General features: G+C 68.4%; 12 protein-coding genes. 7 read left to right on the top strand and 5 right to left on the bottom strand.

What is annotated here, in order from left to right; genetic code table 11:
- Window positions 1-116 precede the first annotated feature (116 nt).
- Window positions 117-1,445, bottom strand: coding sequence for a nuclear transport factor 2 family protein (locus tag ACZ3HV_RS27335; RefSeq protein ID WP_465688016.1), 1,329 nt, complete (start codon window positions 1,443-1,445; stop codon window positions 117-119).
- A gap of 92 nt (window positions 1,446-1,537) precedes the next feature.
- On the opposite strand from ACZ3HV_RS27335, the gene ACZ3HV_RS27330 reads away from it, so the two are divergent.
- Together ACZ3HV_RS27330 and ACZ3HV_RS27325 are read left to right on the top strand one after the other, a co-directional pair.
- Window positions 1,538-1,918, top strand: a complete 381-nt coding sequence (locus ACZ3HV_RS27330) for a winged helix-turn-helix transcriptional regulator (protein WP_465688014.1) — start codon at window positions 1,538-1,540, stop codon at window positions 1,916-1,918.
- 23 nt (window positions 1,919-1,941) lie between these two features.
- Entirely contained in the window at window positions 1,942-2,715 is a 774-nt protein-coding gene (locus ACZ3HV_RS27325; protein WP_465688013.1) for an SDR family NAD(P)-dependent oxidoreductase, read from the top strand.
- 1 nt (window position 2,716) lies between these two features.
- On the opposite strand, the gene ACZ3HV_RS27320 is transcribed toward ACZ3HV_RS27325, so the two are convergent.
- Both ACZ3HV_RS27320 and ACZ3HV_RS27315 read right to left on the bottom strand, forming a co-directional pair.
- On the bottom strand, window positions 2,717-3,472 hold the full coding sequence (locus tag ACZ3HV_RS27320; protein WP_465688011.1) for a DUF427 domain-containing protein: 756 nt from the start codon (window positions 3,470-3,472) through the stop codon (window positions 2,717-2,719).
- 63 nt (window positions 3,473-3,535) lie between these two features.
- On the bottom strand, window positions 3,536-5,596 hold the full coding sequence (locus tag ACZ3HV_RS27315) for a fibronectin type III domain-containing protein (protein ID WP_465688009.1): 2,061 nt from the start codon (window positions 5,594-5,596) through the stop codon (window positions 3,536-3,538).
- 378 nt (window positions 5,597-5,974) lie between these two features.
- Here ACZ3HV_RS27315 and ACZ3HV_RS27310 point away from each other — a divergent pair, with 378 nt between their 5' ends.
- Window positions 5,975-7,327 (top strand): lysyl oxidase family protein, encoded by a 1,353-nt coding sequence (locus tag ACZ3HV_RS27310; RefSeq protein WP_465688007.1) that lies wholly within the window; start codon window positions 5,975-5,977, stop codon window positions 7,325-7,327.
- A 118-nt stretch (window positions 7,328-7,445) separates the two neighbouring features.
- On the opposite strand, the gene ACZ3HV_RS27305 is transcribed toward ACZ3HV_RS27310, so the two are convergent.
- Window positions 7,446-8,966, bottom strand: a complete 1,521-nt coding sequence (locus ACZ3HV_RS27305) for an MFS transporter (protein WP_465688005.1) — start codon at window positions 8,964-8,966, stop codon at window positions 7,446-7,448.
- Between the two features lie 123 nt (window positions 8,967-9,089).
- Here ACZ3HV_RS27305 and ACZ3HV_RS27300 point away from each other — a divergent pair, with 123 nt between their 5' ends.
- Complete coding sequence (locus ACZ3HV_RS27300) at window positions 9,090-9,959, top strand: LysR substrate-binding domain-containing protein (RefSeq protein WP_465688003.1); 870 nt, start codon at window positions 9,090-9,092, stop codon at window positions 9,957-9,959.
- Between the two features lie 84 nt (window positions 9,960-10,043).
- Here ACZ3HV_RS27300 and ACZ3HV_RS27295 read toward each other — a convergent pair whose 3' ends face one another.
- On the bottom strand, window positions 10,044-10,856 hold the full coding sequence (locus ACZ3HV_RS27295; RefSeq protein WP_360369356.1) for a UbiA family prenyltransferase: 813 nt from the start codon (window positions 10,854-10,856) through the stop codon (window positions 10,044-10,046).
- 18 nt (window positions 10,857-10,874) lie between these two features.
- Between ACZ3HV_RS27295 and ACZ3HV_RS27290 the strand changes: the two genes are divergently transcribed.
- Genes ACZ3HV_RS27290 through ACZ3HV_RS27280 form a run of 3 tightly spaced genes read left to right on the top strand, consistent with a single transcriptional unit; the run spans window position 10,875 to window position 13,485 of the window.
- Window positions 10,875-11,921 carry a type III polyketide synthase gene (locus ACZ3HV_RS27290; RefSeq protein ID WP_465688001.1) on the top strand — a complete coding sequence of 349 codons (1,047 nt, stop codon included), beginning with the start codon at window positions 10,875-10,877 and terminating at the stop codon, window positions 11,919-11,921.
- The gene (locus ACZ3HV_RS27285; protein ID WP_360369350.1) at window positions 11,921-12,439 is read left to right on the top strand and encodes an isoprenylcysteine carboxyl methyltransferase family protein; all 519 of its coding nucleotides are present in this window, start codon (window positions 11,921-11,923) and stop codon (window positions 12,437-12,439) included. Before ACZ3HV_RS27290 ends, ACZ3HV_RS27285 begins: the two co-directional genes overlap by 1 nt.
- Window positions 12,436-13,485 (top strand): NAD(P)/FAD-dependent oxidoreductase, encoded by a 1,050-nt coding sequence (locus tag ACZ3HV_RS27280; RefSeq protein ID WP_465687999.1) that lies wholly within the window; start codon window positions 12,436-12,438, stop codon window positions 13,483-13,485. Before ACZ3HV_RS27285 ends, ACZ3HV_RS27280 begins: the two co-directional genes overlap by 4 nt.
- Window positions 13,486-13,759: the final 274 nt, after the last annotated feature.

The following is a 13,759-nucleotide window of genomic DNA, read 5'->3' as shown; positions in this document are numbered from 1 at the left end:
GGCATCAGGCGTCGAAACAAAGAGTGTCGATCTGATTACCCATCGTACTGATCCGTTCAAGGCCCGAACAGCGGCAATTCCAATTCGTTGCCGACGGCCCAGAAGATGACGATTGCTCAGGGCATCGAGTTGCCGGGGAACAGCACCCGGCGCGCGTGGTCGGTGTCGGTGTACTCCCGGACCGCGACGATCAGACCGTCCCGAACAGAGAAGACCGCTCCACAGTTGTTGTCATAGGCACCACCGCCCAGCGCGGTCGCCTGTGCCGTCCACTCGGCGAACACCTGCTCGCCGTCCGCGATGACATTGGTCAGCTTGATCATCACCGGCGTACCGGGGGCGAACAGACCGCCCGCGGCCGCACCGAGGAACTCGTCGACGACGGTGTCCCGGCCCTTCCACTCGCCGGACAGCGGGAGATCGCCCGGGTACGTCCAGACGACGTCCGGCGCGAAGCTGTTCCGGATCGTCGGCAGATCGCCGGCCGCGACCGCCTCGACGTACCGGGTCACAACGGTCTTGGGGTCCATCCGGGGTGTCTCCTCCCGCAGAGTCAGTACGGCGTTGCCGCGGATCCGGCGGTTGCGTAGGGCATCGAGTACGGCGTCCGTCTGCGACCAGTCCTCGATCCGGCCGAGCTCCGGGTGGAGCCGACCCGTCGCGACCAGGCGCACCAGGGTCGCGAGGTCCTCGTCGTCGCGGCCGTCGGTGTAGTGGAAGTGCCGGATGGTCGCGTTCTCCGGTCCGTCGAACAGGCTGAAGAAGTCCAGCTCGATCGGTTGCCGGCTCGCCTGGCCGAACCAGATCAGCTGACCGCCGTACGCGAGTTTGGACAGGGCGATCGGCAGGCTCGCGCCGCCGACGGATTCGAGCACCAGGTCGAACGGTCCGCGGGCGTCCGACACGTCGTAGACGAGATCTTCGGCGCCGAGTTCGAGCAGTCGCTCGCCGCGGGCGGGGGACGAGACGACCGCCGTGAGGGATGCGCCGGCCGCGGCGGCGAGTTCGGTGACGTAGTGGCCGACTCCGCCGGACGCACCGGTGAGCAGGATGCGTCGGCCGATCACGCTGCCCGCCGTACGCAACAAGCGCAACGCGGTCAGCCCAGCGAGCGGAAGGGCGGCGGCCTGCTGGAACGAGACGTTGTCCGGCAGTACGGCGACCTGCGTGGTCGGTGCGGTCACGCGCTCGGCCCACCCCGAATGCGGCAGATGAGCGACCACCCTGGACCCGATCGGCGGCCCGTCGGCGGGAGATTCGACGACGACGCCGGCGATGTCCTTGCCCGGTCGCCAGCCGTCCCGCGGCCGCTCCAGCTGGAAGGTCTCACCGCGATTGATCGAGAACGCGGCCACCTCGATCACCACCTCGCCCGGGGCGGGCTCGACCTCGTCCACCTCGGCTACCGCAACCTCGCCCGGTCCGACGGGTACCACTGCTCTCATGTGCCTTGCCTCTCACGCTTAGACTCGCCAATGACGCTACGAACCCCGTCGTGGCGGCGGAAGACAGCACTAATTACTGCGCTAGGTACCAAATGGATACCGACCAGGTCAGAGGTCAGTGGGACGCCACCAAAGGCGCCTGCCCGACACGTCAGGTGCTGGGCCGGATCGGCGACACCTGGACGATGCTGGTGATCAGCACGCTGGAGAAGAACGGCACGCTGCGCTCCGGCCAGCTCAAGTCGATCATCGAGGGCATCACCCAGAAGATGCTCACCCAGACCCTGCGCCACCTCGAGCGCGACGGCGTCGTCCGGCGTACGGTCGTCGCCACGGTGCCGGTGACCGTGAGCTATACGCTGACACCGCTCGGCCTGAGCCTGGCCGCCGCCGTCGCGACGATGCGGACCTGGGCCTACGACCACATGGACGAGATCGCCGCCGCCCGCGACGAGTACGACGCCAATAGCTGAGACGCCAGCACCTGAGGAGTCACGTGGATCTGCAACTGTCCGGCAAGACCGCGGTCGTCACCGGAGCGAGCAAAGGAATCGGTCTCGCGTGCGCCGAGGCGCTGGCCTGGGAGGGTGTGAAGGTGACCGGGATCTCCCGTGACCCGGGCAACCTCGCGAAGGCGCAGGAAGCGCTGGCGGCCAAGGGGCTGAGCTACGACGTCGAGGCGGTCGACCTCACCGACCCCGACGCGACCAGGGCTGCCTTCGAGCGGATCGGCGTACCGGACATCCTGATCAACTGCGCGGGAGCGGCCCGGCGTACTCCGGTCGACGAGCTGGACAGCAATGCGCTGCACGCCGCGATGGACGCGAAGTACTTCACCTACATGCACGCGACCGAAGCGGTCATCGGCGCCATGGCCGCGCGGGGCAGCGGCGTGATCGTGAACGTGGTCGGCCAGGGCGGCCGCGCGGCGAACCCGCTGCACATCGGCGGCGGCGCGGCCAACGCGGCGCTGATGCTGGCGTCGGCCGGCTATGCCAAGGCGTACGCCGGACGTGGCGTCCGGGTCAACGTGATCAACCCCGGCACGACCCGCACAGGTCGCGTCGACGAAGGCCTCGAGGCCGCGGTGCGCGCGACCGGACGCCCGAAGGAGGAGCTCCTCGAGGAGCTGGTCGCGGAGATCCCCATGGGCCGCGCCGGCGAACCGGAAGAGGTCGCCAATGTCGCCGTCTTCCTCGCCTCCCCACGCGCCAGCTACGTCACCGCCTCGATCATCACCATGGACGGCGGCACCACCGCCGGCATCTGATTCAGTTCGGCGGACCGCTCCGCAGGTTGACGTTCGTGAACGGCGTGATCGGGCGTGCCTGCGGTACGTCGTCGATCGTGATGTCGACGTGTTCGTTGAAGAACGCGACCTGGTTGGCGATCGGGAGCAGGGGTGCGGTCGGGAAGTCGTAGGACCACGCGACGTCGGGGACGCCTGCGGCGGACCAGTAGGCGGAGGTCTTGCCCTTGTACGGGCACGCCGTCACGGTGTCGACCGGGGTGAGGTGCTCGAAGTTCACGCTCGTCCGCGGGAAGTAGTAGCGCGGCGGCAGGCCGGTCTCGAACACGATCACGACCGACTCGGAGTCCGCGACGACCTCGCCGTCGATCCCCACCTGGAAGTGACGCGTTGATCTGATCGCATCACACCGCGCATACGGGTTCCGTGGGTGGACGAAGACCTCCTCGTCCTCCTCGAACCAACTGTCGAGCGCGTCCCACTGAAACCGGACCCGGTCCTTCGCGACGCCATCGTCGTACACCCAGGCCTTACCGCGGCCGGCGGTGTGCACCCGGGCGACACCGTGGGCGAACTCCTTCGTCTCGCCCGTGTCGGTCAGCACCCCGTCCGCCACGTCGGCGAGTGGCAGGTAGTACTGCGGGTACGGCGGGAACTCCCACAGGTAGATCGCGTCCTTCGTGTCGAGTACGACGCGGTCGTCAAGGGTCGCGCGCACCCGGCGGGGGACCGGAGCGGTTCCGCCGGGAGGCACGAGTGCTTCTGGATAGGCGCTCATGAATCCATCGTCCGTCATACCTCGGCACTACGGCAGACATCGGACGAACGGTTCCTGAACACCTCAGACGGTGATCCAGTCGATGTCGGCGATGTAGCCGGACGGGTTGCTGACCTTGATGGAGTTGGCTCCGGCGGTCAGCTTCAGCGGGAGGTAGGTCACCTGCGGCGTACCCCAGTCGTTGTCGCCGAGGCCGTGGTAATTGACCCAGTAGGTGTCGGCGTCGTTGACCGTGAGCATGCTCTGCCGGCTGGTGTCGCCGTCTGTGTAGGCGATCTTGACCAGGTAGGTGCCGGTGGCCGGGACGGTGATGTCGTTCAGCGTCACCGAGGCGTCGTACCCGATGTTGCCGATCTTCTTGCCGCCCGAGCACAGCGTGCACCCGTTGGCGCTGGCGTTGCCGGTCAGCGTGCTGTTCGCGGCCTCCGCCTCGTACCGGACCGGGCCACCCGACTTCGCGGTGAACATGGTTACCGGTGCGCCCCCGTCCGACGTACCGCCGCCCTTCACACCCTTCACGGTGAAGGTGTACTGCGTCTGCGGCAGCAGCCCGGTCACCACGGCGCTCGTGGTCGTGCTGGTCGCCACCTGTTTGCCATTGGCAAACACCTTGTACGACGTGGCGCCGGTGCTCGGCCGCCAGTTCAGCGACACCGTGGTGCGGCTCACGTCGGTCGCCGTCACGTCGGCCGGGATGCTGACCGACGGCCGGCTGTTCGGCGTGATCTTGTACAGCTTCGACCCGTGCGCGGGCAGAGCTGCGCTGACCGAGCCGGAGACGTTGCGAGTGTTCTGGTTCGCCCAGATATCGCGGACGGTGGCCTCGCCGTCGATGCCGAGCTGGGCGAAGTCGCCGGTCACGGTGGCCGGGGTCTCGGCCAGGTTGAACAGTCCGACCGTGACGCTGCCGTCGGCGTTCCTGGCGTACCAGGTCTGCTGCAGCTGATCCTGGTTCAGCGGGCGGGCCGGGTTTCCGGACTGGTTGATCGCGATGACCTCGCGGTTGGTCAGCAGCTTGAGGCCATACGCGTCCAGCTTGGTCAGGTCGTCACCGGCGAACAGCGGCGCGGCGTTGATCGCCCAGAACGTCATGTAGCTCTGCCGCTCGGCCTCGTTGATGCCGTCCATCTCGCCGACGCCGACGTTGAGCGCGTCCAGGTTGTTCCAGTGACCCGGTCCGGCGTCGTCGATCCATTGCGGCAGGTCCCACCAGCGCTGCTTCACCGAGCCGTCCCAGCGGACGATCGTGTCGCAGTAGCACTCCACGTCGGTATCGATCCGCCAGCCGTTCGAGTTCTGCTTCCAGGTGTCGGCGTAGCGGTGGCTGAGCGACCAGGACAGCGTGTACTGCATCGGGCGGCCGGCGTCCTGCACCGCGCGCCACCACGCCTCGACGTCCTCGGTGTTGTTGTGGTTCGGGTCGTCCGGTGCGCCCTTCCAGGAGCCCGGGCCGACGCCGTCCATCTTGATGAAATCGACGCCCCAGCTGGCGAACAGCTTCGCGATCGAGTCGGCGTACTTCTGTGCGCAAGGGCTCTCGTAGTTGATCTTGTACGCCGCGTCCCAGCCGTTGGTCTTGCGCAGGTCCGGGTAGACGATGTCGCGGGTGAAGCAGCCGGGCGCGTCGTAGATCGGCGTGTTGCCGTCGCGGTAGACGTCGATGCCGAGGCCGACCACGGTGTAGATGCCGAACTTCAGGCCGAGCTTGTGGATGTCGTCGCCGACCGCCTTCATTCCGCGCGGGAAGCGCTTCGCGCTCGCGACCGGGCGGCCGTACTCGTCGCCGCCGTCCTGCCAGCCGGCGTCGACGTTGATGTACTCGTAGCCGTACGGCTTCAGCTTGGTCGCCAGCGCCTGGGCCTGGGTGAGGATGTTCTTCTCGCTGATGAAGCTGCCGGGACCGTCGGGGTTCACGCCCGGGTAGTTGGTGGACTGCAGGCTCCAGCTGCTCCAGCCCATGTAGGGCTTGGCCGCGACCTGCGGGTACTTCGCCGGCACGGGATTCTCGGCCTGGACAGCAGTGGAGACAGCTGGGGTTTGGACCGCACCAGCCGGGGCGATCGCGGCGGCCGTCGACACCAGGGCGACGGCGGCGAGCGCTGCGGCGGCAGTACGGCGTCTCATGTTCAACACGGTGTGTTCCTCCGGATGACCGGGGAGTGAGCGGACCCGGCCGAGCCTAGGAGGCTTAATTTACCTGGTCAAGTATTCAACGCTCATGACTTCCTGTGACGAGACTGCCATCGAACCTTCATCAACTTCGGCCCGCGGCGGGGGCGTCGTACGAGCGAGAAGACCGGCTCGTGAGGACCCGGTCCGAGAGCAAGAGGGGGTTCCATCATCAATACTTCAAGGAGGTTCGGCCGGACGGCGATCGCCGCGGCCGGTGCGGCCGGACTGGTCGCGCTCGCGGCCGCCGGAGCGTCGGCGGCGTCATCGAGTACGACGTCGGGCACCGCGACCGCGCGGCCGGCGTTGAAGCTGGTTGCCGGGAGTACCGACGTGACGCTGGACAGTATCGAGGATTATGGCGTCGATCTGGATCTCGGCACCCACGTGGTGGCCGGGAACGCACCGATCGAGGTGCGCGCGACGCGGGCGTCGTACAAGTCACCGGTGGTTGCGAAGCAGTACGTGAACGGGAAGGCGACGCGCGTACTGCCGAAGGGCCTCGTCACGGACTTCTCCGGACTGGGGAAGTTCCTGCACATCACCCTGACCGATGCATCCGGCAAGAAGGTCGTGGATCAGGACCAGTCGCTCTGCCTGAACGGTGACGGGTCGCGCACCCGACCCGATGCGCCGGCGACTTCGCCGTACCCGGAAGGCTGTTCGGCGAACCCGTTCACGCAGGGCGCGGTGTGGGGCCTGCAGACCGGCTGGTCGTCGAACACGTTCACCGGGTACGGCGCTCCGGTGAAGCTTGCCGTCGGCAAGTACAAGGCCATGGTCACGGTGCACATGGCCTACCGGGACTTCTTCAAGATCGGCGCGTACGACGGCGCCGTGAAGCTGAACGTGACCGTGCGGCAGAGCGAAGACTGCGGGCATGGCGTCCGTGGTTGCTTCGCCGGGAAGAAGACTGCGGCCGCGGCGAGCTCGGTGGCGCCGAAGCCGAACGCGGCGCGCCCGACCGGCAAGGCGAGCGTGCCGAAGGGGCCGAAGCCGGACCTACGGCCGGTGCCCGCGTGGGGGATCGAGGTCACGCCCGGCGAGGAGGGTACGCCGGACGCTGCCAAGGACTTCCTGCAGTTCTCGGCTACCGTGTGGAACGCGGGTCCGTCGCCGCTCGTGCTGGACGGCTTCCGGCAGCAGGGCAAGGACCTGATGGACGCCTATCAGTACTTCTACGACGCGAATGGTAAGCAGGTCGGGTACCAGAACACCGGCACGATGGAGTGGGACGCACGGGAGGGCCACAACCACTGGCACTTCACCGACTTCGCCCGCTACAGCCTGCTGAACTCGAAGCAGAGCGAGGTGGTCCGCAGCCAGAAGGAGGCCTTCTGCCTGGCCGCGACGGACTCCATCGACTACACGGTGAAGAACGCCAACTGGCACCCGTCGAACACCGACCTGCACACGGCCTGCGGTAACCACGGATCCCTTTCCGTCCGCGAGGTCCTCGACGTCGGTTCCGGCGACACCTACGTACAGTCCCTGCCCGGCCAATCCTTCGACGTCACGGACCTGCCGAACGGCACGTACTACGTCCAGGTGGTTGCCAACCCGGAGAACCGCCTGTTCGAGTACAGCACGAAGAACAACGTGGCGCTGCGCGAGGTCGTCCTCGGCGGCACCAAGCACCACCGCACGGTCAAGGTCCCGCCGGTCGGCGTGATCAACGTCCCATGAGCCTTCGGCTGACACCTTGAGCACCGATCAACCACGAATCCGGGTCGGAAGTGGTTGGTGGGTGCTCAAGGTGGCCCGGGGCAGGGCGGGAGGCAGCTTCTCGCCCCGCCCCGGGAGCTCAGTGGTGCTGGGGACGGCGCCGGGCGCGCAGGGGGCGGGCGTGGGAATCGGTACGAGCGTGCTGGCGGCGGCCGAGCACGAACGGGCGGGACGTGCGCGGCGCCGGGATGCTCGTCGGGGCCGCGAGCTGGATCGTGGTCTGCTCGAGGCGGAGCGGAGCCCGGTGCCAGGGTGAGCGGCTACGGACCAGCACCAGCCGGAACCGGCCGTCGCGCCGGAGACGGAGGCCGATCGCCACGGTGGCGACGGCCGGGATCAGGCCGGCGAGCAGCAGGGCGGTCCGCGCGCCGAAGTGCTGGGCCAGGTAGCCGACCGTCGGTCCACCGATCGCACCGCCGCCGATGAACACCAGGTTGTAGATCCCCGACACCCGCCCGCGGAGCCCGTCCGGCGTGGTCAGCTGGACCATCGACTGGGCGGCGGTCAGGAACATCAGCGTCGCCATACCCATCGAGGCGAGCACCGGAATGAAGGTCCACAACGAGGGCTGGATCGCGGCCAGGACCTGGGTCAGCGTGAGCAGCGTCGCGATCCCGACCAGGTTCCGCAGCCGGGTCGGGCGCACCCGCCGTGCGGACAGCAGTGCGCCGGTCAGCGCCCCGACCGCGACCACCGAGTTGAGTACGCCGTACCCGGTCGCGCCGGTGTGGAAGACCCGGTCGGCGAACGCGGTCAGCGTCACCGGCAGGCTGATGCAGAACATCCCGTAGATGCCGACCAGAGCGATCGCCCACCGCACCGCCGGCTCGTGGAACGCGTACCGCACGCCGTCGCGCAGCCCGTCCCGGATCCGGAGTCCCGCACTGGCCTTGCGCGCCGCGTGCAGCCCGGGCATCTCACTCTCGCGCATCCGCAGCAGCGCGCTGATCGAGGCGAAGAACGTGCACGAGTTCAGTGCGAACGCCCAGCCGGTACCGATCGAGCCGAGCAGCACACCACCGAGCGCGGGCCCGATCAGGCTGCCGAGCTGGAACGTCGACGACACCATGCTGATCGCGTTGCGGACCCGGTCCTTGCCGACCAGTTCGGTGACGAAGGACTGCCGGGTCGGATTGTCGACCGCTGTCGCGAGCCCGAGGAACAGGGCCATCGTGTAGACCTGCCAGACCTGCACCTGGCCGGTGAACGCGAGCACGGCCAGGGTCCCGGCCGCCGCGCCCATCATGGACTGGGTGACGAGCAGGATCTTCCGCTTCGGGAAGCGGTCCGCGATCACCCCGCCGTACAGGCCGAGCAGGAGGGTGGGGAGGAACTGCAGTGCGGTGGTGATGCCGACCGCGGTGGCGCTGCCGGTGATCGTCAGCACCAGCCAGTCCTGGGCGATGCGCTGGATCCAGCCGCCGGTCGAACTGACCAGCAACCCGCTGACCAGGAGGCGGAAGTTGCGGACCTGCAGTGCGCTGAAGGTGTCCTTGAAGCCGGGGCGCCGCTGGGTCTCGCGGAGGCCGGCGGGGGTGGTGGTGCGGTGGGTGTGGAAATCGGAGACGGACGGAACAGAACCGGTGGCCCGGGTGGTCAAGAGTGTTCCCTACGGGAGTGGACTGTCAGGGGAGGACACCTCCATCCTCACGGTTCGGTCCTGAATTCCGACAGCGAATTACTCGTATTAGTCTTATTGCGTCGCGTAATGAGAGGTGCATCGATGTACGACCCGGACCAGCTGCGGACGTTCCTGGCGGTGGCGCAGTCGCTCAGCTTCACCCAGGCGGCCGAGCGGCTGGGTATCCGGCAGCCGACGGTGAGCCAACATGTCCGCAAACTCGAGGTGGCCGTCGGGCGGCCGCTGTTCGTGCGGGACACCCGGACGGTGACGCTGACCGCGGACGGCGAGGCGATGGCCGGGTTCGCCCGGACCATCCTGGCCGCGCACGAGGAAGCCGCCGGGTACTTCACCGGCTCGGAGCTGCGCGGCCGCTTGCGGTTCGGAGTGACCGACGACCTCGCGCTGACCCCGCTGCCGCGGATCCTGCGCGACTTCCGCCAGCTGTACCCGCGGATCGACCTCGAGCTGACCGTGGCCCAGAGCCCCAACCTGCTTCGCCGGGTCGAGTCCGGACACCTCGACCTCGCCTACGTGAAGCACGGTGGCGGCGGCTACGAGCCGAACGGACGTCTGGTACGACGGGACCCGCTGGTCTGGGCCGGGATCGCCGGGACGCGGATCGCCCCCGACGGTCCGGTCCCGCTGGTCGCTTACCAAGCACCGTCCCTCAGCCGCTCGCTCGGGGTGCAGTCGCTCGAGCAGGCCGGCCGGTCCTGCCGGATCACGTGCATCGTCCGCGGAGTGAACGGCGTACTCGCGGCGGTCCGGGCCGGGCTGGGGATCGCGATCTTCGCGCGGTCGCTGATGCCCGCGGACCTGGTCGAGCCGCCGCCGAGCGCAGGGTTGCCGGAGTTGCCGCCGATCGACCTGGTCCTGATCACCAACCCGCGCGCCGCGAAGGAGCCGGCCGAGGCGCTGACGGCGGCGATCCTCGGCAGCAACGCACCGCTCAAGCCGGACGCCGCCTAGACCAGCGCAATCGCCGTCGACCAGCGCATCGCTCCGACCAGCGCATCGCTCCGACCAGCGCATTGCGGTCGGCCGGCGCGTCGCCTAGATCAGCGCGTCGCCCCGGAGGACGAGGGCGAGGATGCTGACGGCGGCGATCGCGATCGTGACCAGGAACGGCGCGTCCCGCCACGCGACGATCACCACGAGCAAGCCCGCGACGACAGCCAGCGCGATCCAGCCGACCACTCCGATCGGCCCCGGCGGCGCGATCACCAGCAGCCCGGTCGCTGCCGCCAGCGGCACCGGCGCGAGCAGTCGGGCGTACGGCCCCAGCCGCTGCGGCCAGCCCCGCACACCGGTCGCGAGGTCGTCGTCCAGGTCGGGTACGACGTTCGCCAGATGGGCACCGATCCCGAGCAGGGCGCCGGCCGCGGTCGCCCACCACGGAGCCCAGACCCCGGCGGTGCCGAGCGTGACGAACGAGGGCAGTGCGCCGAACGCGACGGCGTACGGGAGCCAGGAGATCGCGGTCGACTTGAGCCCGAGGTTGTACGCCCAGGCGCAGGCGACGAAGAGCAGATGCACCAGTCCGGCCGCGATTCCGTTGGCCAGCGAGACCGGGATGGTGACGACGAGCATGATGCCCGCGCCGATGGCGAGAGTACGACGACTCACCAGTCCACGCACCACGGGCTTGTCCTGGCGGTTCACAATGGTGTCGCGGGCGGCATCAATCGCGTCATTGCTCCAGCCGATCGAGAGGTGGCCGGTGAAGATCGTTGCTGCGACGAGGAGACACCCGGCCGGACTTCGTCCGGCCGACCAGGCCACGGCCGTGACCAGCGCTGTGACGGCGATCGTGGGTCCCGGGTGGCAAGCCAGTGCGAGACCACGCACGGTCCGCAGGATGCTCACCGAAGTAACGATGCCACGATGACGCGGATCGCAGCGGTCCGGCCCGCGTTGCCACCGAACCGCTATCCGCAATCCGCGTTGACCGCCGCTTTCGCCGACATCTGTCTGCCGGACGGCAAAGGGACGGCACTGCTTCGTCGCCTGCACGCGAACGCCGGGGTGTCGTTCCGGCATCTCGCATTGCCACTCGAGCAGTACGCCGTACTCAAGGACTTCGGGGACGCGAACGACGCGTGGATCGCGGCGGCCGTGGATCTCGGGGCGGAGGCGGTCGCGGGAGCGGTCAAGGATGCCGGGCTGACGCTGGACGATGTCGACGTACTGATGTTCACCACGGTGACCGGGGTGGCGGCGCCGTCGATCGACGCGCGGGTAGCGATGCGGCTCGGGTTGCGGGAGGACGTCAAGCGGCTGCCGCTGTTCGGGCTCGGGTGTGTGGGTGGGGCTGCGGGGATTGCCCGGTTGCACGACTATCTGCTCGCGTGGCCGACGCACGTCGCCGTACTGCTGTCGGTGGAGCTGTGCTCGTTGACGTTGCAGCAGGACGACTCGTCGTTGCCGAATCTTGTCGGCGGGGCGTTGTTCGGCGACGGCGCGGCGGCGGTGGTGCTGACCGGCTCGGAGCATCCGTCGGCGTCAGGACCATCCGTGGTGGCGACGCGGAGCCGGTTGTATCCGGACTCCGAGCGGGTGATGGGGTGGGACGTCGGATCGGGTGGGTTCCGGATCGTGCTCGGGGCGGATGTGCCGGAGGTGGTGCGGACCTATCTCGGTGATGACGTGCGGGGGTTTCTGGCGACTCAGGGGCTGACCGTGCCGGAGATCGGGACGTGGGTGAGTCATCCGGGCGGGCCGAAGGTGCTGGAGGCGGTGGCGGAGACGCTGGAGCTGCGGCCGGGAGCGCTCGATCTGACCTGGAAGTCACTCGATGCGGTCGGCAACCTGTCGTCCTCCTCGGTGCTGCACGTGCTCGGTGACACCCTGCGGCTGGATCCTTCCGGTATGGGTCTGTTGCTCGCGATGGGCCCGGGTTTCTGTTCCGAGCTCGTGCTGCTGGAGTGGTGATGACGTCATTCGGCTGGTATCTGGTTCTGATCCTGCTGGTCTGTGCCGAGCGCGTCGCCGAACTGGTGGTCTCCGTGCGGAACGCCAAATGGAGCTTCGCGCAAGGCGGTGTGGAGTATGGCCGCAGGCACTACCCGTTCATGGTCGCCCTGCACACCGCGTTGCTCGGCGCGTGCATCGTGGAGGCCTTGCACCGGCCGTTCATCCCCGCGCTCGGGTGGACGATGGTCGCGGTCGTGATCCTGGCGCAGGGTCTGCGATGGTGGTGCATCACCGTACTCGGCCACCAGTGGAACACCCGCGTGATCGTCGTCCCCGGACTCAAGCTGGTTGCCCGCGGCCCGTATCGATGGATCCGCCACCCGAACTACGTGGCCGTCGTCGCCGAGGGCATCGCCCTGCCCTTGGTCCACACCGCGTGGATCACCGCCCTGGTCTTCACGGTCCTCAACATCCCTCTGCTCGCCATCCGCATCCGCACAGAGGAATCTGCCCTGAACTCCGCCCTGGTCAAGTGACCGGACCCGGCGCCGGCTCGGCGCGGCCTGCGGTCGATCTGCTCGTGGCCGGCGCCGGACCCGCCGGCGCGGCCACGGCGATCCGCGCGGCGCTCGCCGGCCTGTCGGTCGTGGTCGTCGAGCCTCGCTCAGCTCCCATCGACAAGGCCTGCGGTGAAGGCATCGCGCACAGCGCCGTCGACTACTTCACCCGGCTTGGCGTCAAGCTCACCGGACGACCGTTCCGCGGCATCCGTTATCTCGACGACGGGCATCAAGTTGACGCTCGCTTCCGGGCCGGCCCTGGCCTGGGCGTTCGCCGTACGACGCTTCACCAAGCGCTGACCGACCGCCTTGCCGAGCTCGGCGTACCGGTGGTTCAGGCGCGAGTCGGAGCGATCACCCAGAACACCACCTCGGTCACCGCAGCCGGCCACACCGCCCGGTACCTTGCCGCCGCCGACGGCCTCCATTCACCGATCCGCCGCCAACTTGGTCTCGGCCGACCGGGCTCAACCGACGTTCGGCGCGGGCTTCGGCAGCACTTCTCGGTGGCGCCGTGGACCGACCTCGTCGAGGTCTATTGGTCCAAGCTCGGGGAGGCGTACGTGACCCCGGTGGCGGATGACCTCGTCGGCGTCGCCGTCCTCACCTCGGCCCGCGGCACCTTCGACTCCCACCTCGACGCGTTCCCCGCCCTCAAGCGCCGCCTGTACGGCGCCCCGCCGGCGAGTACCGTCATGGGCGCCGGCCCGCTCCGCCAGCGCGTCAGCGGCCGAGTCGCCGGACGCGTCCTGCTGGTCGGAGACGCCGCCGGGTACGTCGATGCCCTGACCGGCGAGGGGATCGCGGTGGCGCTCCGGACCTCGGCCGAGTTGGTGGACTGCGTTCGGGACGATCGCCCGGACGACTATGAAGCAGCCTGGCGCAGCGTCTCCTGGGAGTGCCGGCTGCTGACCGGTTCGTTGCTCTGGGCTCGCAACAGATCGTTGCTTGCTCCCCGCATCGTTCCCGCGGCCGCACGCCTGCCCGGCGTGTACGCGACCATCGTCAACCGGCTGGCCTGATCAGCAGCCGGCCTGGGAAGAACCGGCCGGCCTGGGAAGCTCGGCCGGCCGGGGAAATGCTTGGGGCCCGGCGATCGCTCAGACAATCGCCGGGCCCACGAGCAGCCCGAGCTTCCTGGTGAAAAGCTCGGACCAGCCGTTCCAGCCTCCTGGTGAAAGGCTGGACCGGTGCCCCAGCTTCCTGGTGAAAAGCTGGGACAGTCCTTGGGGTGGTGCTCGGTGTTTCTGAGGAAGACTTAATCAGTCGGATGTTGCCCAACCGTTGCCGGAATAT

The organism is Kribbella sp. NPDC020701 (assembly GCF_055562215.1).
The sequence above is the reverse complement of the archived record's forward strand: the minus strand, read 5'-3'. Positions and strand labels throughout refer to the sequence as shown.